At 43.1% G+C, this 22287-nt stretch carries 19 protein-coding genes; 13 read left to right on the top strand and 6 right to left on the bottom strand.

Translation table 11 applies throughout. The annotated features are described in order from the left end of the window. Positions 1 to 6 precede the first annotated feature (6 nt). The 4 genes from uxaC to IGI89_RS14775 all read right to left on the bottom strand — a co-directional run bounded on the left by uxaC (position 7) and on the right by IGI89_RS14775 (position 5394). Positions 7 to 1395, bottom strand: a complete 1389-nt coding sequence (gene uxaC / locus IGI89_RS14790) for a glucuronate isomerase (protein ID WP_196044335.1) — start codon at positions 1393 to 1395, stop codon at positions 7 to 9. Between the two features lie 20 nt (positions 1396 to 1415). After that, on the bottom strand, positions 1416 to 2927 hold the full coding sequence (locus IGI89_RS14785; protein ID WP_431383397.1) for a UxaA family hydrolase: 1512 nt from the start codon (positions 2925 to 2927) through the stop codon (positions 1416 to 1418). 12 nt (positions 2928 to 2939) lie between these two features. Then, on the bottom strand, positions 2940 to 4343 hold the full coding sequence (locus IGI89_RS14780; RefSeq protein ID WP_438735797.1) for a tagaturonate reductase: 1404 nt from the start codon (positions 4341 to 4343) through the stop codon (positions 2940 to 2942). Between the two features lie 70 nt (positions 4344 to 4413). Next, on the bottom strand, positions 4414 to 5394 hold the full coding sequence (locus IGI89_RS14775) for a LacI family DNA-binding transcriptional regulator (protein WP_087664232.1): 981 nt from the start codon (positions 5392 to 5394) through the stop codon (positions 4414 to 4416). A gap of 162 nt (positions 5395 to 5556) precedes the next feature. On the opposite strand from IGI89_RS14775, the gene IGI89_RS14770 reads away from it, so the two are divergent. After that, on the top strand, positions 5557 to 7770 hold the full coding sequence (locus IGI89_RS14770; protein ID WP_086317240.1) for an AraC family transcriptional regulator: 2214 nt from the start codon (positions 5557 to 5559) through the stop codon (positions 7768 to 7770). A gap of 62 nt (positions 7771 to 7832) precedes the next feature. On the opposite strand, the gene IGI89_RS14765 is transcribed toward IGI89_RS14770, so the two are convergent. Then, the gene (locus tag IGI89_RS14765; RefSeq protein WP_008381527.1) at positions 7833 to 8720 is read right to left on the bottom strand and encodes a carbohydrate ABC transporter permease; all 888 of its coding nucleotides are present in this window, start codon (positions 8718 to 8720) and stop codon (positions 7833 to 7835) included. 259 nt (positions 8721 to 8979) lie between these two features. On the opposite strand from IGI89_RS14765, the gene IGI89_RS14760 reads away from it, so the two are divergent. From IGI89_RS14760 to IGI89_RS14705, 12 genes are all read left to right on the top strand, one after another. Further along, the gene (locus tag IGI89_RS14760; RefSeq protein ID WP_438735796.1) at positions 8980 to 9948 is read left to right on the top strand and encodes an ABC transporter permease; all 969 of its coding nucleotides are present in this window, start codon (positions 8980 to 8982) and stop codon (positions 9946 to 9948) included. Between the two features lie 15 nt (positions 9949 to 9963). After that, positions 9964 to 10641: a DUF624 domain-containing protein gene (locus tag IGI89_RS14755; RefSeq protein ID WP_438735795.1), complete on the top strand. Its 678-nt coding sequence runs from the start codon at positions 9964 to 9966 to the stop codon at positions 10639 to 10641. Positions 10642 to 10807: 166 nt separating this feature from the next. Next, a complete protein-coding gene (locus tag IGI89_RS14750) occupies positions 10808 to 11929 on the top strand; it encodes a glycoside hydrolase family 88/105 protein (RefSeq protein ID WP_429969923.1) in 1122 nt (373 codons plus the stop codon). Beyond that, a complete protein-coding gene (locus tag IGI89_RS14745; protein ID WP_086299537.1) occupies positions 11926 to 13242 on the top strand; it encodes a glycoside hydrolase family 28 protein in 1317 nt (438 codons plus the stop codon). The genes IGI89_RS14750 and IGI89_RS14745 overlap by 4 nt, the downstream gene beginning before the upstream one ends. Beyond that, positions 13239 to 14129, top strand: coding sequence for a dienelactone hydrolase family protein (locus IGI89_RS14740; protein ID WP_429969922.1), 891 nt, complete (start codon positions 13239 to 13241; stop codon positions 14127 to 14129). The genes IGI89_RS14745 and IGI89_RS14740 overlap by 4 nt, the downstream gene beginning before the upstream one ends. After that, entirely contained in the window at positions 14090 to 15007 is a 918-nt protein-coding gene (locus tag IGI89_RS14735; RefSeq protein WP_086299535.1) for a pectinesterase family protein, read from the top strand. The genes IGI89_RS14740 and IGI89_RS14735 overlap by 40 nt, the downstream gene beginning before the upstream one ends. After that, entirely contained in the window at positions 15004 to 15450 is a 447-nt protein-coding gene (locus tag IGI89_RS14730; RefSeq protein ID WP_086299534.1) for a DUF4064 domain-containing protein, read from the top strand. The genes IGI89_RS14735 and IGI89_RS14730 overlap by 4 nt, the downstream gene beginning before the upstream one ends. After that, positions 15447 to 17039 carry a glycoside hydrolase family 43 protein gene (locus IGI89_RS14725; RefSeq protein ID WP_438735794.1) on the top strand — a complete coding sequence of 531 codons (1593 nt, stop codon included), beginning with the start codon at positions 15447 to 15449 and terminating at the stop codon, positions 17037 to 17039. Before IGI89_RS14730 ends, IGI89_RS14725 begins: the two co-directional genes overlap by 4 nt. Positions 17040 to 17042: 3 nt before the next feature. Further along, positions 17043 to 18536 carry an extracellular solute-binding protein gene (locus IGI89_RS14720; protein WP_016613309.1) on the top strand — a complete coding sequence of 498 codons (1494 nt, stop codon included), beginning with the start codon at positions 17043 to 17045 and terminating at the stop codon, positions 18534 to 18536. Positions 18537 to 18685: 149 nt separating this feature from the next. Further along, a complete protein-coding gene (locus IGI89_RS14715; protein ID WP_438735792.1) occupies positions 18686 to 19519 on the top strand; it encodes a sugar phosphate isomerase/epimerase family protein in 834 nt (277 codons plus the stop codon). Between the two features lie 165 nt (positions 19520 to 19684). Next, the gene (locus IGI89_RS14710; RefSeq protein WP_086338127.1) at positions 19685 to 20557 is read left to right on the top strand and encodes a VOC family protein; all 873 of its coding nucleotides are present in this window, start codon (positions 19685 to 19687) and stop codon (positions 20555 to 20557) included. Positions 20558 to 20621: 64 nt separating this feature from the next. Beyond that, positions 20622 to 20849: a hypothetical protein gene (locus IGI89_RS14705; RefSeq protein ID WP_005229963.1), complete on the top strand. Its 228-nt coding sequence runs from the start codon at positions 20622 to 20624 to the stop codon at positions 20847 to 20849. Positions 20850 to 20941: 92 nt separating this feature from the next. Here the strand turns inward: IGI89_RS14705 and IGI89_RS14700 are convergent, their stop codons facing one another. Further along, the gene (locus IGI89_RS14700) at positions 20942 to 22213 is read right to left on the bottom strand and encodes a hypothetical protein (RefSeq protein WP_086338128.1); all 1272 of its coding nucleotides are present in this window, start codon (positions 22211 to 22213) and stop codon (positions 20942 to 20944) included. Positions 22214 to 22287: the final 74 nt, after the last annotated feature.

Here is a 22287-nt window from a genome sequence, read left to right as displayed (position 1 = left end):
TTTCTCCTAAAATTTGAAGTAGTTGTTGGCATTTTGATAACAGACATTTTCTACTAATGGTTTTAGCTGACGAAGATCAGCAGGTGCTTCACCACGTACAACGATCTCAGCAAGCCATTCACAAAAGACGCGTCGGAAATATTCATGACGGGTGTAAGACAGAAAGCTTCTTGAATCCGTCAGCATGCCGACAAAGTTAAAGATCACACTGCCGTCTGCGAATTTCGTCAATTGGTGACGCATGCCTGCGCGGGTGTCGTTATACCACCAGCCAGATCCTAACTGCAATTTATTATTGCCTTCTTGCTGGAAGCACCCCATCAAAGCGACGAGTGCATCATAGTCATTGGGATTTAAGGAGTAGAGAATCGTTTGAGGCAAATGGTCCTGCGCATCAGCAGCGTTCAATAATTTCTGCAAGTTTTGAGTCAGTGGTTGATCATTGATGCCATCGTAGCCCGTATCTGGTCCCAAGCGCTCAAACATTCGTTGATTGCAGTTGCGGTACGCATGGACATGCAGTTGCATCGTCCACCCATGTTCGTGATACAGCTTCATCAGTTCAACTAGAACATTGGTTTTAAAGAACGAGACTTCGTTTTCCTCCAAAGATTCCCCAGCTAATGCTTTAGCAAAAATTGCTTCAAGGGATAACTGTTCGTCTGCAGCATACACTAAAGTATCCAGCGCATGGTCAGACAAGCGGCAGTGAAGCTGGTGAAAGTAGGTTACACGGTCCCGCAAGGCTCTCAAGAAAGCATCGTAGGTAGTGATCGCGTTCTCGACACTCTTTTCGAGTTTGGTAACATAGGTAAGAAAATTCGGATGGTCGATTTGTAACGCTTTGTCAGGTCGAAAGGTCGGCAAGACACGAAAACGTTGTTCTGTTTGGCTTAATTGGTGATGATAGTGAAGATCATCGACTGGATCATCTGTGGTGCAAACGATCTCGACGTTACTGCGAGCAATCAAAGCTCTTCGGGTAAAGTCTTTTTGCTGCAATTTTTCGTTGCATAGCCTCCACAAAGTTTCGGCATTTTCTTCAGTAACGGGAAGATCGATCGCAAAAAATCGCTTTAACTCTAAATGGGTCCAACTGTAAAGGGGATTTCCCACCAATTTTGGCACTGTTTGACACCATGCCAAAAATTTTTCATAATCACTGGCATTGCCTGTAATCGCTTCTTCGGGTACGCCACAAGCGCGCATCAATCGCCATTTGTAATGATCACCACTTAGCCAAGCCTCGGTGATAGTTTTAAAGGGACGATCCTCATAGATTTCTTTTGGGTCTAAGTGGCAGTGGTAATCAATGATCGGCAGTTCTTTGGCATATTCATGGTAAAGGGTTTGAGCAATTTCATTTGGCAGTAAATAGTTTTCATTTAAAAACATGTCGAACCTCTTTTCTTTGGTTATAGTGTCACACCATTTTTAAAGATGGCGATCTCACGAACGTTGTTGGCTTCATTACGCGTCGGTTTTCCACTGGCAGTATCGATGATCGCTTGAATAAAGTCTTCCAGCACGACCTCCATCGGCTCTTCCAACAAGCGACCGGCGTTGAAATCCATCCAGTGGGGTTTCTTCTGGTAAATCTCTTGATTCGTGGCAACTTTCATGGTCGGCACATAGGCACCAAATGGCGTGCCGCGACCAGTGGTAAATAAGACGAGTTGGCAATCGGCAGAAGCCAGTGCAGAAGCGGCAACAAGGTCGTTTCCTGGACCTTCCAGCAGGCTCAAGCCTGGCTTACGGAGTTTCTCCCCATATTTTAAGACATCGACGACAGCGGAAGTCCCAGATTTTTGGGTACAGCCTAATGACTTATCTTCTAGCGTAGTGATGCCGCCTGCCTTATTGCCAGGAGAAGGATTTTCATAGACTGGTTCACCGTAAGCAAGAAAATAATCTTTAAAGTCGTTGATTAGATGGAGGATTTTTTCAAAGGTTGCTTCATCTTGTGCACGCGCCATCAAGACTTGTTCAGCGCCAAACATTTCGGGTACTTCCGTCAAGACCGTGCTGCCACCTTGAGAAACTAAAAAGTCAGAAAATGCCCCCAACAAAGGGTTGGCGGTGATCCCAGAAAACCCGTCAGAACCCCCACATTTTAACCCGATCTTTAGCTCACTCAAGGGAACGGCTTCTCGTTGATCCTCTTTTGCTGCTTCCAGTAATTCTTCTAATAAGCTTTCGCCGACCGCAATTTCATCGTCGCTTTCCTGTGCCACCATAAATTTGACGCGCTTTGGATCGTAGTCACCCAGGTTTTTCTTAAACTCGGGAACGGTGTTGTTCTCACAACCTAAGCCAAAGACCAAGACGCCACCGGCATTTGGATGATGCACCGCATCAATTAAAATTTGACGGGTGTTTTGATGATCTTGGCCTAACTGGGAGCAGCCGTAGGGATGTTTAAGGATCGTAATATGATCAAAAGTGCCAAGATCTGGATGATTCTTCTTGAAGTTTTCAACAATGATCTCAGCGATACCATTGATACAACCAACTGTTGGCACGATCAGTAAATCATTACGAATCCCAACTTTGCCATTTGCCCGCCGGTACCCTTGGAACGTCGCAGCCCTTTTTGGATAACGGACGGGATGCAAATCGGGGGCATAGGTGTATGCTAAAGTACCAGAAAGGTTGGTTTTGACATTGTGGGTATGCAACCATTGGCCAGTTTTCACGTCAGCTAAGAGATGTCCAATGGGGTAGCCATATTTGATCACGTCTTGTGATTGTGCTAGATCTTTGAGGGCGATTTTGTGTCCTTGTGGAATATCCTCAAAAAGGGTGATCGTTTGGCCTTCAAATGCAAGGGTCGTTTTAGCAGCTAGTGGTTTTAATGCGACTGCGACATTGTCTTTAGGGTGCAATTTCAATAGTTGAGCGGGTGTTTCTGTTAATGTGCTGGACATAAAGATTCTCCTTTATTTCAAACTTGGCTCAGGGGTGTCAATCGACGCAAGTAACTGGCGAGGTCCGTCTTGTTTAAGGCATGTGCACATTTCATTGATTGTCTCTGTCATAAAGCTCAGGTCTGCATGCCAAAGTTGCTCATTTTTTAATAGAGCGGCGATCTGTTCTTCTGCTGGTAATTGTTTCACTTGCTGAAATATGGTTGTCACTAGCTCATCATCTTGAAAGGGTCGTGTGAGATAGAAAGTCAGCAACCCTGCCAGTGCGGCAGTGATTCGTTTTGGTAACTGCTGGTTTTGTTGGACATAACGACTTAAGACTGGTTGAAGACGCGCACGGAATTTTGAGACGCTGTTTAAAGCGATCGATTGCAGCTGATGCTTCACATAAGGATTTCTGAAGCGCTCTTTGATTTGGTCCGCATAAGCTGCAAGCTGCGCTTTAGGCAAATCAAGCATTGGAATCAACTCTTCCTGAAAAAGACCATCTAAAAAGGCTGCAAATTCACGGTCGTTCATTACTTCTTCAACGGTTTCTAAACCCGCTAAAAGACCGAGGGGAACCATCGCCGTATGAGGACCATTTAATAAATGTACTTTTTGTTCACGGTAAGGAGTCATATCTTCTGTCACGATCACATTCAACCCAGCTTCTTGCAAAGGGAGCTTTTCGGCTACGCCGTTTCCTTCGATCACCCATAGCATAAAGGGTTCCGCAGTGACCATTACGGCATCTTCATAGCCAAGAACCTCTTGGTATTGTGCCACTTTGTCGCGAGGATATCCTGGAACGATCCGATCGACTAAGCTGCAGCAGAAGGTGTTTTCTTTTTCTAACCAGTTGACGAAGTCTGATTCCAAAGACCATAATGCGGCATATTGTAAGACGATCTCTTTTAGTTTTTCCCCATTCCGATCGATTAATTCACAAGGAATGATCAAAAATCCCGGTTTTTGTCGTTGAAAACGACGATACAAAAGAGCGGTCAGTTTTGCGGGAAAACTGTGGGGAGGGGTATCGTGTAAGGTATCCTCTGGGTGAAACGCAATACCTGCTTCCGTCGTATTAGAAACGATGATCTCAAGTTGCTCGTCTTCTGCTAAAGCAAGATAGTCTTCCCATTGCTGATATGGATTCAACACTTGATAAATGGTGGAGACGACTTCAAATGTTTGAGATAAAGCGCCATCGACAAGTCCTTCTAAGATAACGGTGTAAAGATTTTCTTGTTGTGCCAACAGCTCTTTCAAGCCGTGATCAATCGGCTGTACCACAACGGCACTGCCGTTAAAAAGCCCTTGTTTGTTCATTTGCTGCAGCTGCCAGTTAAAAAAGCCCCGCATAAAATTGCCTTCCCCGAATTGAATCACTCGGGCTGGATAGGTTTGATGGGGGTGTTCGGTAATTTTTTTCATAGAATCCTCCTTAAAAAATAGTTATGCACACGTTAACATTTTTGCGTAAGCGCTCTTGAAAACAAGAGGCTTACAGCGATTGACGAATGATTAACGAGGTATCAAAGAAATGTTGTTTCTCAACTACTTGATTGGCAAATGCTTGCAACAGCAGAGTTGCTGCCAATTGACTCATTTCATAGACTGGTTTGCGGATCGTTGTTAATGGGGGATACGTATAGGGAGAAAAAGAACTATCATCAAAACCGATGATACCGATCTCCTCTGGGATCTTTCGTCCTGCTTGATGACAGGCATTGATCGCACCGATCGCCATATCATCATTGGCGCAAAAAATTACTTCAGGTGGTTCAGGTAAAGCGAGTAGTTGCTGGGCACCCAGCTGACCACTTTCCAAAGAGAAGTCGCCAGCAACGAAGTATTCTTTCGGGCAGACAAGCTGCTTTTCTTGAATCGCTTTCATAAATCCTTTGCGACGCTCTCTAGCGGAACCAAAGGAAGCGATCCCTTCGATCATGGCGATCTTTCGAAAGCCTTGTTCAAGCACATAGGTGATCATTTGATAGACCCCTCGGGCATCATTACTAGTGACATTCATCAAGGTTGCATCCTGCAATTGACGATTCAAAACGACGATGGGAATGTTTTTCTTTGAAAGAGCAGCGATAAAGCCGTCATCACGATCACTTTGACTCATCACGATCGCTCCATCGAGGCGATTCGGCTCTTCATCAAATGTATCGGATTGCAATAATTCATGAACCGCCAAAGTATATTCGGATGGTAGTGTATCACTGATTCCTTTGATCACTTCGACTAAAAAGCTATCGGAAGTACCAATGGATAGATGAGAAAAATAAAGACCAATGATATAAGATTTCTGATTCACCAGACTTTTGGCATTGACATTGGGCACATAGTGTAAAGATTCAGCGATGGCTGCGATCTTCTTTTTTGTTTCTGGCTTGATTAATGGGCTATCGTTTAACGCACGAGAAACAGTTGTATGTGAAACACCAGCGACTTTGGCGATATCTTTGATCGTGACCATAGAAAACCTTCTTCCTTTTTGCTTGATTCAAGCATAGCTTGTTCCCACGAGAATGTCAATACACCACGGATGCACACGTGAAACATTTTTCGAAATAACATAGGAACTTTTTCTGGGATGTGCTAGTATAAAAGAAGATAGTTAGGTAATGGGAGGGAGTCTATGAAATTCTTTTTAAGCTATCATCAAACATCCAACTTGTTTTATAAAATATTTATTTTGATTTTTCTAATTGGTAGCGCTTTAATCATTGGGTTTAGTGGGGTCATTTATCATCGAACGTATCAAAACATTCAAGAAACGTTTCTGCAAAGTCAACATAATTTGGTCAACCAAGTCAAAGAAAATCTGGATCAAAAAATTCAGATGGTAGAGTATGCCTTTTCTACATATAGCAGTACTCAAAGCTTTTCCGATACGATGGAACAGCCATTTTCCGTGACGAATTATCGACAAGTGCGAGAGATCAATTCGCAACTGGCTTACATTGGTGTGATGGGAATCGAAAACGCCAGCTACCAATTGGTGAATTTGAATCAGCATTGGAAAATCGAAGAAGGCTCCTTAAAACAGATCGATGATACTGAATTCGCTGCTTTTCAAGCGTTGATTGACAACCAACGCTACTTGTATTGGTTGCCAGAAGATGGCTATTTAAAAATGGTGATGACGCTGCCTGTTTTTCGACAGGAAACCACTGCTTTGGGGATCGCTGAAATCCAAGACCATACCATTGCGCAGTTGGTGGCAGATCATGACGATTCCTTTTTGAATATTTTTCATGCGGACGGACAACTGCTTTTCGATAATGGTGAAGTGATCGATTCTGCCTTACAAGAAACAATGATTGCAGCTGCCCACGGCGATGGCATCTTCACTGACAAAGAAAACAATAAGTATGTGGTCACACAATCGGATTACAATCAGTGGTATCATGTGATCCGTCTGGCACCTGCTAGCGTTTCGCAAGCAATCCGTGAATTAAGAAGCGGTTTGATCGTGATTGGCAGTCTTTTGATCATCCTCTTTTTATTAGTATCCTATCGCATTGCGATCGTGGCTACCTCACCCATCAATCGGATCGGTGAGCTTTTAAAGCCAAAAAAACAAGGTCAGAAATTAGAAGTTAATCAGTTGATTTCCGATATCGACCAGGTCTTACATCAAAACCACGATCTTGCTGTTAAAGTTGAACATCAAAAGCCCGAGTTAGAATCCTTGTTTCTATTAAACTTGTTTCGCGGCTGTATCTCAGAAGCAGATAGTCACTTAAAACTGTCACAATTTGGGTATGAAGTATCCGAAACGGAACACTTTGCCGTATTACTGATTCAAATCGATGATTTGTGTGGACGAGAAACAGCGACTATTGATATTTTCTTGCTTGCCATCGAGAATCTCGTTTCTGAAATCATTCCGGCCAATTTGCGTTTTCAGCCAATCATCTCCAGTCAAGAAACCCAAGGAACAATTTTAAAGCTTCCTGAATCAGTTGACCAAAAACAAGTATTGACCTATTGTCAAAAGATCCATCAAGCGGCAAAAGATTACTTGAAAATCAAAATAAGTTGTGGGGTCTCACAATCCTACGACCGCCTCGTAGAAACCAAATTAGCGGTTGATAACGCTAAAGAAGCCTTGCACTATCGAATGAATTTAGGGGAAGAAGTCATTATCTTTTTTGACGACATTGCGGCACAATTAGACAATAACGCGATCGTTCAGTACCCTAGAGAAGCAGAAAGCACCTTTTTGGATGCAATGCGTAGTGGGGATCTAGCGACCATCAAAACGAGTTACACAGAAGTCGTACGCGAAATCATTCATGAAAACAAAAATCCGTTGACGATTGAAAGTGCCTTGTTTAAGTTGATCAACAGTATCGTTCAGCTAGGACAACTCCTAGGAGCAGATCATACTAGCTTGCAGAATAGTCGTAAAGTCTATCAATCCGTGCTCAACCAAACCAGTTTGTTCAAAGTTGAGCAAATCATCTATCAAGAGTTAGTTTTACCTATCGTTGAAACGACACAAGCCAAAACAGATCGAGAAATTCGCTCCTTGTCTGAAAAGATGGTCTTGATCGTACACCAACAATACGACCAAGATCTCTCCTTAGATAGCATTGCTGAACAGTTGCATTATAATGCCAATTACTTAAGTAATGTGTTTAAAAAGGAATTATCCATCAATTTTGCCGATTACTTACAAAACTATCGATTGCAAGTCGCGAAAAAGTGGTTAAGAGAAACCGATTTGACCATCAAAGAAATCGCCGCCAACCTACAATATACCAACTCTCAAAACTTTATCCGCTTTTTCAAAAAGAAAGAACAGATGACACCCGGAGAGTATCGCAAACGATCCAAAGATTAAAAGAAAAAAAGCGTTTTTTGATCGTTGATCAAAAAACGCTTTTTTTCTTTGCTGCCTGTTGGCTACCCTTTGACGGAACCAACCATGGCACCTTTCACGAAATACTTCTGGACAAATGGATAGGCGATCAACATTGGCAAAGTCGCAACGACGATCACGGCCATTTTCACGGATTGTGCTGGGGGGACAACATCGACACTAGCGGCATCGGCGTTCATCCCGCTGGAGACAATCACGATTTGTCGAAGGAGCACTTGGATCGGCCATTTCGCTGAATCATTGATGTACAAAATCGCTGATTGATAAGTATTCCAATAACTAACAGCGTAGAACAAAGAGATCGTCGCAATCGATGGTAAGGAAAGAGGTAAGATGATACGGAAAAAGACGCCCCAATCAGAGCAACCATCCATTTTTGCTGATTCCTCTAAACTATCAGGAATCCCTTGGAAAAAGTTTCTCATAATGATCATATTATATGCACTGATGGCGCTCGGTAAGATCAGTGCCCAGAGAGAATCGATCAAGCCGAGGCTTTGTACCAAAATAAAACTTGGGATCATCCCTCCGCTAAACAACATCGTAAATACGACAATAAAATTGAAGATGCCACGTCCATGCAAATATTTTCTTGAAAGAGCATAGGCCATAAAAGAGGTCAAGATCATTGAAAGAACCGTTCCGACGATGGTCACAAAAAGGGAAACACCAATACTCGTAAAAATCGTGGGAGTCGAGAGAATATACCGGTAAGCATTTAAGCTAAATTCACGTGGGATAATGATAAATGTTCGTGTCGCAATCTCAGAAGAAGAAGCAAAGGAGCTTCCGAGAATGTTCAGAAAAGGCAAGAGACACATTAAGGTAAAGAGTAGTAGAAAACCGATAATAAATCCTTGAACAACCCGTTCACTCTTCGGGCGGTTCGTTTTTTTTAGGGTTTGTTGCATAGGAAAAACCTCCATCTTTTTTTACTTAAATAGGTATTTCCAACGTATCATGAGGCGGGGACAACGTATATAATCACTTTTACATGTTAAAAAAATCACAATAATGACAAACGTTGATAAATCAATGGTTTTCCAATTCGACCGAGAAATAATCCTAAAAATTGTATGCCTTTCCAATGCTGAGAAAATGATTATATACGTTATCTTTCTTACACGCTACCATGGGACTATCAAATCAAAAAAACTCGGAGGAACAAGTATGGAAACAAAAGTTGATAATTACTTCTCACCACTTACTGAAGAAGAACAGCGACTGCGGTTGAAAAAGAAAAAATGGGCGCAAATCAGAAAAAATCGTGCGCTCTATATTATGGTATTGCCAGGTATTTTATATTTTATTATCTTTCGTTACATTCCAATGGGCGGTTTAGTCATCGCTTTTCAAGACTACCAGCCATTCTTAGGGATCTTAGGCAGTCCCTTTGTTGGGTTTACTCATTTTATTCGGCTCTTTACTGAAGATACTTTTGTGATGTTGATGCGCAACACGCTGATCATGTTTTTCTTAAATATCACGATTTCCTTCCCTTTTCCTATTTTATTGGCGCTTATGTTAAATGAAGTAAATAACCGTCGCTTGAAAAAAAGTATCCAGACGATTATTTATTTGCCTCATTTTATGTCGTGGGTGATCGTAGTTTCAATCTTCTACGTCCTGTTGACGACTGAAGGCGGTGTGATCAATAACATGATCGAAAGTCTTGGTGGGGAACGTATCCCATTCTTAACTAGCCGTACTTGGCTACGTCCAATGTACATTTTCCAAGATCTTTGGAAAGGTGCCGGTTGGGGGACGATCGTCTATCTAGCCGCTATTACCAATGTTGATGAACAGCTTTATGAAGCTGCGGATATGGATGGGGCTGGCAAACTACGTAAAATGTGGCACATCACGTTGCCGTGTATTCGTCCGACGATTGTGACCTTAATGATTTTAAAAATCGGTTCGATCTTAGATATGGGCTTTGAGCATATGTTCCTATTAATGAACTCAATGAACCGTGAGGTTGCCCAAATCTTTGATACCTTTGTCTATACCGCCGGGATTCAAAATGGTCAATTGAGTTACTCGACAGCTGTTGGGCTGTTTAAAGGTTTTGTAGGTTTGATCCTCGTTGTTTTTGCGAATCGTTTGGCGAAAAAAATTGGGGAAGATGGTATCTATTAAGAAAGAGGGGATCATATGACGATTGAGAAAATCACGAAAATCAACGATGGGCTAACCGCGTTTTTGACCCTGATCGCCCTTCATTTTCTTTGGCTAAGTGTGACACTTCTGGGGGGAATCTTTTTGGGAATCGGACCAGCCTCGTATGCCATGATGAAATATTATGATCGCTGGCTTCGTCTTCACGAACGACCGCCTTTGATCAAAAGTTTTTTCTACTATAGTAAAGAACGGTTCCGACAATCGGTGCTGATCAGTTGGTTGTTTCTGATCATCGCAGCAATCGTGATCACCAATATATTTGCGCCATTTCCATGGTTTATCCAAGTAGCGAATGTCCTCTTTTTGATTGCGTTTCTCTTTCTATTCATGCACGTGTATACCGTCATGGCAGCCACTAACTTTGTGACCGTGTTTGAGATCCTGCGAGGGAGTGCGTTGTTAGGTTTAGGCTATCTGCATTATTCGATCATTAGTTGGTCGATTTTGATCGTTGGCTATTTAGTTCTTGGCAGCTATTTCTTGATCGGCCTCATTTTGATGGGGAGCAGCTTAGTTGGTGGTGTTTTTGCCCTTGCTGGTAAAAAAATTCTTCAAGATATCCACCCAATTGAAACAGATCAGGTGGTTTCAAAAACGGCATCGACTACGGAGCAAACCGTTGCCAGTAAAGAAGATGAGGTCATTATCTAAAGAAAACGGCTCAAAGACTTTTACTGGTCCGTGAACAAAACGGTTACTAGAAAACACCTGAAAAATAGCAAAACAAGTTGAACCCTCATGAAATACAGCCAGTAAAACGGATTCATTGAAACAGCTCTATGAATTGAGGAGACTACAATAAAAGGAAGTATCGTACATGAAGAACTATTCGGAAATTGCTTTGAACACATTATTTGAGCGCTATGACTACTTATGCAAAGAAAAAATTTATCACGGAAAATGGTCCTATGACATCGGGGTCGTTTTACAAGGCGTGAAAGAAGCCTATGAGCAAACTGGTGATAAACGCTATTTCGACTATATCCAAAACACGATGGATGTTTATATTGACGAAGACGGTCGTATCAAAAACTATCAGATGGATGCGATGAATATCGATTACATCAATAATGGCAAATGTTTATTCTTACTATACAAAGAAACAGGTGCTTCAAAATACAAGATCGCCTTGGACACGCTGTATCAACAATTACAGCAGATGCCAAGAACAAGCGAAGGTGGGTTCTGGCATAAAAAAATCTATCCGTATCAAATGTGGTTAGATGGCTTATATATGGGAGCCCCCTTTTTGACAGAATACGCACTGACATTTGAGAAAGAAGAAGCATTGGCAGATGTAATCAAGCAATTCACCTTATGCTTTACGCATACCCTAGATCCAAAAACGGGTCTTTTGTATCACGCGTGGGATGAACAAAAAGTCCAGCCGTGGGCAGATCCTGAGACCGGTTGTTCAAAAAATTTCTGGGGACGGTCAATGGGATGGTTCATGATGGCTCTCGCAGATACGATGGTGCTATTAGGGGAATCAGAGCAGAAGAATCCATTAGAAAACATGTTTGTCTCCTGTCTAGAAGCTCTTGCTAAAGTAAGAGATCCCCAGAAAAAAGTGTGGTATCAAGTCTTAGATAAAGGCAGGGAGCGTGGGAATTATTTAGAAGCATCCGCTTCTTCAATGATTTGTTACGCAACAGCGAAAGCGGTCAAAGCAGGGATCATCGATCAAAAATGGCAAGTGTTTGCCCAAGAGACCTATCAAGGATTGCTGGATGAGTTTGTCTTTTTAACAAAAGAAGGTTGGTTGAATCTGATCAGAAACTGTGAAGTTGCTGGTCTTGGTGGACCAGATAATCGGGATGGTACGTTTGTTTACTATATCAGTGAACCCGTTATCACGAATGATTTCAAAGGATACGGTGCCTTTTTACAAGCGAGTTTACTGCTGCAACCATTAACGGAGGAAGGAAGCAAGAAATGAATATCCAATTGACTACAGCTGATTTACAAGGAAAAGAAGGTCTGTTGACAGAAGCGATTCAAGAAAAAATTGATGAATTGCATCAACAAGGAGGAGGCAGAATCACTTTTTCAGCAGGACGCTATCCGACGGGTGCGCTCTTTTTAAAAAGTAACATTGAACTGCACCTACTATTGGGGGCGACCTTAGTATTTTCTGATGATCCCAAAGACTATCCCGTCGTCGTGTCTCGCTGGGAAGGGGTCAAACGGGAAGTTTATGCCTCTTGTTTATATGCCGAGAATGCGGAAAATATCGCTGTCACAGGACTAGGAATGCTTGATGGGCAAGGGCAAAGATGGTGGAAGACCTTTCGGGAAAATCGTGAACAGCTTGCTTATCCACGACCAAAATTAATCAGTTTTGACTCTTGCCAGCAAATTACGTTGAAAGATATCCGTCTTGTCGATTCACCCAGTTGGACCGTCAATCCGATTCTTTGTCAAAATCTAACGATCGATAATCTTCGTATCAAAAATCCAGCGGATTCGCCAAATACGGATGGGATCGATCCTGAATCTTGTAAAAATGTCCGCATCAGTAACTGTCATATCGATGTTGGTGATGATTGCATCGCCATCAAATCAGGAACGGAGGACACTAAAGAACGGGTCGCTTGTGAGAATATCACGATCGTAAATTGCCATATGCTTCATGGGCATGGGGCCGTCGTTCTAGGGAGTGAGATGAGCGGCGATATTCGTAATGTCACTATTAGTAATTGTATTTTTCAAGATACCGATCGTGGGATTCGTTTGAAATCACGTCGTGGACGTGGCGGAACGATCGAAGATATTCGAGTGAATAACATTGTGATGGATAATGTCATCTGTCCATTCACTTTAAATCTTTACTATTTCTGTGGACCGAAAGGCAAAGAGAAGTATGTTTGGGATAAAAATCCGTATCCGATCACCGAGGAAACCCCTCATTTCCGGAGAATCCATTTTGCAAATATCTCGGCTCGGAATGTCCATGCGGCCGCTGGGTTTGTTTATGGCTTGGCTGAACAATTTATTTCAGATATCACTTTCCAAGATATTGCTGTCTCTATGGCTGAACACCCAATTCCAGGAAAGCCTGCAATGATGACAGGTATCGAAGAGATGACAAAACAAGGCTTTTATATTGGCTGTGGACGGAATATTCAGTTTGATCGTATCAATTTGGAAGGTGTAACTGAAGCGTTCCATATCGAGAACAGTCGGGAAATCACCGTCACACAGTCTTTTGAGAATCGTCAGCCTCTGGCATTTCAAGGAGATTTTTTGTGAGGGATCCTCAGTTACTTCAGCTGCTAGGTCCTGATATGAAAGTTGCACCACAAGTGGTTCAGCAAACAAAAGAGCAGGTGCAAAATTATACCTTGGAACATTTACTTCTACGATTAAATCAAGAAGAAGATGTCCCTGCTTACTTTGCTTATCCTAGCTCTCAGCAACCGGTTCCACTCGTTTTGTTCAATCATTCTCATGGCGGTGACTTCACGATAGGGAAAGAAGAACTTCGGCAAAGTCCGCCTTATATGCAAAAGGAAAGCCTATTCGCTGCATTTATGAAGCTGGGCGTCGCTGTTGGGGTGATCGACATGTGGGGCTTTGGCGAACGAAAAAATGGTGAAAATGATAGCTACAAGCGATTTCTCTTGCAAGGCAAAACGTTATGGGGTCAGCGAATCTATGACAATCAACAGTTTTTGACGTATCTTGCTTCCCGCAAAGAAGTGAAACATTCCGCTATCGCCACATTGGGACTTTCCATGGGCGGCTTGATGAGTTGGTGGTTGGCAGCGCTTGATGAACGGATATCAGTGGTGGTGGACATGGCAGCACAAGTGGACTATCAAGCATTGATCGAAGAGGACCGTCTAAGCAAACATGGGTTTTACTATTATGTTCCTAATGTGTTGAAAGACTTTACGACTGCGGCGATCCAAAAACAGATCGCACCACGCCCGCGTTTGAGTTTGGTTGGCAAAGAGGATCGTGGCTGCCCCTCAAGCGGCGTCGCTCGTTTGGATCAGCAGGTCGGGCAGCATTATGAAGCAATAGGCTACAAGGAGCATTGGCAGGCGTGTTGCTTGCCAGGTGGTCATGAAGAAACCAAGGAGATGAGAGCGCAGTGGATCGAATTTCTAAAACAACACCTCCTATCAAGCTAAAGGTTAGTAAAGAGCCGCAAAAGGGTGATTTTACGAGTATCCAAGCAGCCGTGTTGGCTGCTGAAGCCTTAAACGCACCTTGTGAGATCACGATCGCCTCTGGCGTGTATCAAGAACAGGTGAAAATCTATAAAAACCAGCTTACGTTGATCGCGGAACCCCACACGTTCTTATGCTACCACTTGGCTGCCGAGCAAACCGATGAAAATGGGCAAAAAAGAGGAACCTTTCAAACAGCGACGCTCTTTATCAATAGCCGAGAAGTCTTTGTAAAAAACCTGACCATCATCAATGACGCAGGGTATGGGCAAGCAGTCGGGCAAGCAGTTGCCGTCTATATCGAAGGGGATGACATTCGCTTCGAACGCTGTCATCTCGATGCTTTTCAAGATACCTTGTGTCTGGGTCCATTGCCAAAATATACCAAAGAAGGCGAACCAATGATCAGTCCTTGGCGAAAAACAATCTTTGACCAACAACAGAGTTTGTTTTTGCATTGCAGGATCAGTGGAACAGTCGATTTTATTTTTGGCGGTGGTTCCGTCACCTTTGAAGAGTGTCGCCTGCATTGTAAAAATACACCACAAACGAACTACGTAACTGCTGCCTCAACTAGCAAACAAGCAAGCGGGTTAACCTTCGATCGGTGTCGGGTGACAGGGGACAAAGCCTATTATCTAGGCCGCCCTTGGCGCAATGAAGCCAAAGTAACCTTTTTATCCTGCTGCTTTGATCAACAGCTCGCCCCTTGCGGATGGTCTGATTGGGGAAAAACAGCAAGCCACCAAACGGTCGCGTTCACGGAGCGAATGTGTTGTTACCAAACAAGCCCCAAACGTCCTGAATGGGTGACTATCGAAGGAGTGATAGAAAAATGAGCAAGGCAAAATGGTCTGGCTGGATCGGGATGGTTCTCGCTCTGGTGTTGATGGGCGGCTTTTCCTTGGCGATCAATCAAATGACTGTCCAGCAGTTCGAAGAGATCTTTCAACGTGTGTTTCCCACTGTACTGAATCAAATGACGGCAGAAGCAGCATTGGTGCAATTTCAAACACTCGGTGCTTGGTTTGGCTTCACGCTGTTGGCACTCCTGATATTGGTTTCAGTGGCGACGATGCTTGTTCGCTATCGTAATTATCGAAAGCAATCTTGTGCTATTTATTTTTTGACTGGTGTCGTGACATTGATTGGTAGTCAAATGATCGCTTTTCCGATTGCCTTTTGTTTCTTTTTAGCGGCGGGTTTTTGTTTTCTCCATCGCGATGACCGACACAACAAAAAAACAACGGACACAGTCAGCAAACAAGGAGGGGTTGCATGAAGGCAATGATCAATAATCCGATTTTAAGAGGGTTTCATCCTGATCCGAGTATTTTAAAAGTCGAGGATACTTATTATTTAGCGGTTTCTTCCTTTGAGTGGTTGCCAGGAATTCGGGTCTACTGTTCTCGAGATCTAGTCAATTGGTCCCATGAAACAGATATTCTGACCAATCAGGTGGATTTATTAGGTAACACAGCAAATTGCAGCATTTGGGCACCGCAAATCAGTTACGCAAACGGACAATACTATTGTGTCTATACAAATGTTCGCAACACGACACGTCCCTTCAAAGACTGTCGAAACTATCTCATCACGGCTCCTACGATTCATGGGCCATGGAGTGAGCCCATTTACTTAAATGGTAGTGGCTTTGATCCGTCCTTGTTTCATGATCAAGAGGGGCGTATCTGGTTATTGAATGCGCTTTGGGATTATCGTAAGGATACACCAAATAAATCGGTGGGGATCGTGCTCCAAGAATACTCTGAAGTACAAGGCCGATTGATCGGTGACAGAGTGCCAATTTTTTCTGGAACCCAGTTGGCGAAGACTGAAGCACCGCATCTTTATTACCACAATGAGTGTTATTACTTACTGACGGCAGAAGGAGGAACGGGTGCAGGTCATGCGGTAACAGTTTGTCGTAGTAAAACCATCACTGGACCTTATGAAGTAGATCCGCATTTTCCCATGATGCGTGCCTATCAGCGCGAAGATTCCCCTTTTCAATGTACAGGTCATGGCAGTTTGACGATTGCGCCATCAGGAGAATGGGTCATGAGCTATTTGATGACTCGGCCAGTAGAAGGGGCAGCGATCCTTGGACGAGAGACAGCACTCCAAACTGTCTATTGGGATCACGAAGGATGGCTGCGTCTTAGCAATAACGATACGATCCCAGATCAAACCATCAGGCTCGCTAGCGATGCTCAGAAGCAAAGGGCATCACCTGCTGTTTTTATTGATGACTTTAAAGGATCGTTGCAAAAAGCATGGAACGGTAGACGATTGCTGCCCAATGAAGAGTGGTGCAATCTGAGTGAGCGACCAGGGTATTTGCGATTGATCGGCGGAGAATCGATGCAATCGAACTTTCATAAGCACTTATTGGCGATTCGTCAACAAGACGTTTGTTTTGAAGCTGAAACAGTGATGGAATACCACCCCCAATCGTTTAATCAGATGGCTGGATTGTCGTTGTTCTTAAACGAAGAAAACTATTTGTTTTTCTATGTGACTTATGATGAAAAAGACGGCAAGATCCTTCGTCTGATTCGGTGTTGTGAAGGAGAATTTCACTTGTTCCCAGATAAATTGGCCCTCGCTGCTTCAAGTGAGCCGATCGGATTGAAAGTAGTCGGTTCTTATCTAGAAGCAGAATGGTTCTATCGGCAATCACAAACGTGGCATCCCTTTAAAAAGCAAAACATCCAGTTCTTGTCTGGTGGTTTTACAGGGAATTTCATTGGAATCAGTGCCCATGATCTAGATCACTTTGCTGGAAGCTATGCCGATTTTACGTACTTTAAGTATCAAGGGAAAGATCCGCTCGATGATGATTCCCTAAAAATAGAGAAAGAAGGGTAACGAATGAAAAAGTTGAAAGTAGCAAGTTTATTATTATGTGCAGGACTGTTTTTAGCAGGCTGCGGCGATGGCGGAGGTTCATCTGATGGACCAGAAAGTGATGAAAAAACAAGTATTTCTTGGATGGCGATGCTGCATACCGCTTCACCTCCGTCTGGGGATGTAACACAAAAGTTAGAAGAATATACAGGGGTCGAGATCGACTTTACATGGGTGCCGGACGCATCAAAAACAGAACGCTTGAATGCAGCATTAGCGTCAAATTCTTTAGCAGATATCGTAAGTTTGACAGAAATCAATAACACAACCGTCCGTAGTTCGCTAGCATCTGGAATGTTCTGGGATGTGGAACCCTATTTAGAAGAGTTTCCGAATCTGGCAGAAATTTCTGAGGATCGCTTAGAATCTTCTCGTATCGATGGTCATATCTATGGTGTACCGTTTCTAAAACCGATCGCTCGTTATGGTGTCCTCGTAAGAAAAGATTGGTTAGACAATTTAGGGTTGGACGTGCCATCGACTTTAGAAGAATTATCAGCTGTGGCACAAGCCTTTACAGAAGGAGACCCAGATGGCAATGGGGTAGATGACACGGTCGGATTCGTTGAACGTGATGAGTCCTTTAATGTTGGGTTCCGTTCACTTTCAGGTTACTTTGGTGCAGACAATTGGTTTACGATCACGGATGATGATGAAGTGATGCCATCCTTTATGCAACCAGAATACAAAGAAGCAATGGAATGGTTCCGTAATATCTATGATAACGGCTGGATGAATTCTGATTTTGCGGTAATGGCGAAAAATGATCAGAAGAACTATATCGTTCAAGGTCGTGGTGGGATTGTATTGAGTGGTTTGCAAGAAGTACGTAACTACATTGATGATGCAGCTGGTACTGATGAAGAGCATATGGAATGGGTCTTGATCAATGATATCGTCCATGAAAATGTGGAACGTCGTATCCTTTCTGATACCAATGGTGGAATGGGCGGTTGGTTAGCCATTCCGAAAAACAATGTTGAAACCGAAGAAGACTTACGTGTTGTTTTGAAATTTATCAACGATTTGATGGACGAAGAGCCGTTTACCTTGATGACGCAAGGGATCGAAGGGGTCCATTATGAAATTGATGATGAGGGTGTCTATGTCCGTTTAGATGATACGAAGTGGCAACAAGAAGTACAACCATTTTCTTCGTCTCGTCCATCAGAATTAGTAACAGTTTTCCCTTCAAGCAACCCCTATGTCAACTTAGCCAATGAAAAGATTCGGGAAAATGAAGAGTTTGCGGTGATCAATCCTGCACAATCGCTGACCTCTGAAACCTATGATCGTTCATGGTCAAGCTTGATTGAAGGAATCTCAGACGCTTACTACCAATATATGACTGGGGAAATCGAGATCGATGGGTTTGATACAGCGATCGAAACCTTCTTAAGAAATGGTGGACAGCAAATCATTGATGAGTTCACGGAAGATTATCGTTCACAACAATAAAGGTCACAAAAGGTTCTGATCATCTGTTGAGAAGGAATGGATGAAGTGAGGAGCCGCTACTGCTGAATGATTGGAAGACCAAGACCAGTTGAAGTGATTCGCTGCTTGGTCTTCTTTTTGCTTCAAAAGCAATGAAGAAAGGAGAAGCTATGTTTCAACTAACTGTTCGGGGGCATGATTTAAAGAATTATGGGTCCCCAGAAGAATTAGCGCAAAAAATTGCCGCCAAAAACATTCATAACATTCAATTTGCATTAAATAAATCCTTCCCGCAATGGGCAGAGCCAGAGCAATTAAGCCCTGGTTTAGGCCGCTTTTTCAAACGTGTTTTTGGGCAATCTCATGTTCAGGTCGCTTTATTGAGTTGTTATAGTAATCTGATCCATCCTGATCTGGAAAAACGGGAAGCGATTTTATCCAGATTCGAGACCTATCTCGCACATGCCAAATACTTTGATGCAGCTATGGTTGCAAGTGAAACTGGTTCGGTTTTGCCAAATATGGGGTATACCGAGGAAAATTTTAGTGACGTCGTTTTCGATGATTTGGTTCAGGTGATCAAGCGTTTGGTCCAAGTGGCTAAGAGACATCAAGTGATGCTAGGGATTGAAGCGGGCTTGAATCATCCACTATCATCGATCGATCGAATCGAAGAATTGCTGGAACGAGTACCGTCTGACTATTTAGGGATCATCTTTGATCCAACCAATCTGATTACGGCGAAGAACTATCAAGAGCAAGTCGCTTTGGCAAGGGAAGCTTTTTCCCGCTTTGGTGATGCCATCGTTTGCTTGCACTTGAAGGACTATCAAGTAATCGATGGTAAAATCAAGGTAGTGCCATTGGGAGAAGGAAGGATTGATTATCAACAACTATTGGCCATCACCGCTGAATACAAGCCATTTTGTTATGTTGTGTTAGAAGGGACGACCGAAGAAGCGATGCAGCCGGCCATTTCACTGATTGAAGCATTGCAAAAGTGAGCGAGCTGTCTTTGATTGTGACTGATGAGGAAAAGCTTTGTTACAAGGAGTCACGGGAGATCAAGGAATCCTTTCCTCAACAAGCAGATTTATTTACTTACTAAAAGTTAGTGTTATACTTAAAGGTACAAGTGAATTTAACTGTTTAGAAAAGAGGAAATGGCGATGACAATGATTCAATCAACCTATCAAATCGATGCAACAGCCGCAATTGGCAAAGTCGTTTTAAAAGTAGCGAATATGGAAAAAATGAGCCGGTTTTATTCGGACGTGATTGGCCTAACTTTATTGGAGCAAAGTGTAGATCACGCGCGATTGGGCGTGGGGACACAAGAGCTCTTAGTCCTAGAGAAGGTAAGTGATCCGTTGCCTTTGACACGGAAAACAGGCCTTTTCCATACGGCGTTTCTTTTGCCTAGCCGTAAAGACCTAGGAAATATGCTGGTTCATTATTTGGAGGCCAAAGCCCCTCTGGATGGTGCTAGCGATCATGGGTATAGTGAAGCGTTATACCTGACCGATCCAGAAGGAAACGGGATCGAAGTGTATCGTGACAAACCGAAGAGTGAATGGGATATTCGAGCAGACGGTGAGATCGTAGGCGTTACTATCGAAATGGACGCGCAAGGCGTGCTGGGAGCCGCTGACCGATCACAAACGACTTTTCCAGTTGGCACCACGGTGGGGCATGTCCATTTGAAAGTGGCGGATCTGGCAAAAACAGAAGAATTCTACACCGAAGTTTTAGGCATGCATTTGACTTCAGATTTTGGTAGCCAAGCAAAGTTTTTTGCTGCTGGTTCGTATCATCACCATATCGGATCGAATATTTGGATGGGAAGAAATGTTCCAGCTATGGAGGAAAAGGATCTAGGCTTAGCGTACTTTACGATCGTTTTGCCAGCTTTGGCTTTTTCTACGTTACGAAGTCATCTAAAGGCAAGTGGCGTTTCTTATGAGTTAGAAACAGACAGCCGCTTGCATTTGACTGATCCGAATGGGATCAATCTGATCATCGAAAGAAAGAATCAGCCTTAAGATGGAGGTTTTTTCATTCATGAAATGAGAGAATAACCTATAATCAAGTAAAAGGAGAGCAAGCATGAAAAAAAACGGGGCGGGACAATCACTATTTCTAGCATTATTGATCAGCATGGGCTTATTTTTCTTTGTCCAAGGGAAACAATTAATAGAAAGTGGGGCGTCTCCTGTGATTTTTATTGCTTTTTCGGCTTTTGCAGGAATTATCGGAGTTGGTGTCTATGGTCTTCAAGCAATAATGAAACAGCATCGGCGCAAAGCCATGGTACCAATCAAAACCAAAAAATAAAGAAACCGGCCAATCTTAAACAGGAAGATTGGTCGGTTTTTTGTTTACGCTAAGAAAAAATGGGGAATGGGATCTGTCTCGTCCACTACATACTAATTTTCCATGTTTTCAATCGCAAATTCGATCTCATCAGGTAAGAAGCCGTTCCCTTCAAGATGAGCGGCCATATTTCTTTGACGGATCCCTAACACCCGGCGGGATTGATTGGCGCGCCCTAAAGCATGGCGATACCAATCTACGTCAAGGGTCTCTAGTGCCCATTGTGTTTCCTCCGCAGTGAAACCTTCTGTTTCTAACAGTTCTGCCATCTCTTGTTTTGAATAAAAGCGACGATTTCCTTGCGCTCTAACGAGGAAAAAGGCTTCACGTTCTCGTTCTGTCGCATTGTTTTCGCGCTCATAGCGTGCTGCTACAGTCGGGGCGAAATGAAACCCTGCTAAAATCGTTTCCTCGGTCACTTCGTTATCAAACACGTAGGTTCTAAATTGAAAACGATTGTCGTTTTCCAGTTCAAGCCATAGTGATTCAACCAGAAATCGATAACCGACTGGAATCGTTTCATAAACTGCATCGGCAATTTCGTAAAAATAAGCGGAAACGGCTTCGTAAGGAGTCATTATCTCGGGAACGATTTCCGTCGTTTGCCCATTAAACAAAGTGATTGCGGCAGGGTATTTTTCGCCAGCATTCGTAAATGTGAGAATCTCCACTGGCTCATGTTTTGTTGAAAAGACATTCATGGTCACGCCGTTCACCAAATCAATAGTGGTCTGCCACTCGATATCTTGGTCGTCGCTTTGTTGGTGTAAACGTTCAAGTGTATCAGGCGTCAAACCAAGCTTTTCTCGTGTATCTTCATTGAACGCTTCTTCATCGGCAAATGGAGTGTTTGCCCTAGCTGTCACTAGTGCCAAATCCTCTTCGTATTCTTTGAATAATTCTTGCAATTTTGCTCGTCTACTGACGATGATCGGGCTTTCCTCATGGATGGCAAGTAAGGCTGCGATACGACCATTCCGAGCGGCAACCCAACTGGGCATATCCAGATAGCGAGCTTCGATCGCTTCTTGGGCGAGTTGAATCATCTTTTCCGTGTTTTCAATGAATGCCGCCTTGTGTTTTGAGTTGCTATTGACCTGTTCTAGAAAGGCCAATTCTGCTTCTTTGCCACGAATCATCAGTTCTAAATTTTCAATACTTAACTCATAAGTAAGCTTTTCTGCATGATAGGTATGTTCCCAACCTGCATCCAAAGCGGCGCCGATGCGCTCAGAAAGTTCCTCAGGACTTGCTAAATTTATCGTCCCACATCCTGAAATCAGGGATAGTATCAGTAATAATGGCAACAAAACTTGTTTTTTCATTTTTTCTCCTCCTCGGGGACTCTGGTAAACTTCGCCATTTTGTTCGAATGAACGCATCAGATCGAGCACTTTCT

Origin of the sequence: Enterococcus sp. AZ141, assembly GCF_051714385.1 — a bacterium.
In the GTDB taxonomy this organism is placed as follows: domain Bacteria; phylum Bacillota; class Bacilli; order Lactobacillales; family Enterococcaceae; genus Enterococcus_D; species Enterococcus_D entomosocium.
Note: the sequence above shows the minus strand (reverse complement) of the source record. Positions and strands in the feature narration are given on the sequence as shown.